The organism is Marinobacter sp. H13 (genome assembly GCF_059072335.1).
Genome location: NZ_JCACRU010000004.1, coordinates 1 through 713, shown reverse-complemented (window position 1 = coordinate 713; position 713 = coordinate 1). Strand labels below are relative to the sequence as shown.

Sequence of the window (713 nt, the reverse complement as noted above, 5' to 3'; positions counted from 1 at the left end):
AGAAACGACCGAATTGAACAATAAAGCGGACCTTTTCTTCGGCCGCGTGACCTGGTTGCCTTCCCCCCCACGAGTCACCGAAAGACCCTCCGACATTGGAATGTTTGGCAAAACACAACCGTGCGGAGAACCCTAATCCGCGGTGCAACTAAAACAGGGATGTTTACATAAGCTCCGAATGTTCCTGACATTCGTTCCGAAAACTGTCAGTTGGAACTCTCTCAGCACCCACCGGCTGATTTGATTTTTCAGTCAGTTTTCGACTCCGGCCCCGTTTTAGGTTTGCCCTGAAGCGAAACACCCGGCTATTTGCGCATTCGGGAAACTAGGTCGAGACAACTCGCTGCAAGGATCGCCTGCGCGCGGTTCTGAACATTTAGCTTACGTAAAACAGCCGAAACATGAGCCTTCACGGTCGTTTCGGCCAGGTGTAAGTTGTACGCAATCTGTTTGTTGGACTCTCCAAGTGTTATTCTCTCTAAAACTATCAACTGGCGCTTTGTTAAAGATTGAAACTGGCTGCGATCTATCTCTGCTTCTGATCCGGCCCGGCCAGCAGCAAGACCATTACCACTTTCGAATTCGTCAGAGCCTGCACAAATGCAAATCTTGCCATCCAAAACCTGTCGAATAGCGTCGACAATTTCATTTTTTGATGCATTTTTCGCTACGACTCCCATGGCCCCCCGGCCAATCGCCTGAGAAGTGATATA

General features: G+C 49.4%; 1 protein-coding gene. It reads right to left on the bottom strand.

The window, feature by feature from the left end; translation table 11 throughout:
• Positions 1-305: 305 nt before the first annotated feature.
• Positions 306-713, bottom strand: a 408-nt coding sequence (locus AC5JQH_RS21395) for a response regulator transcription factor (RefSeq protein WP_493805993.1), incomplete at its 5' end; no start/stop codon positions are given.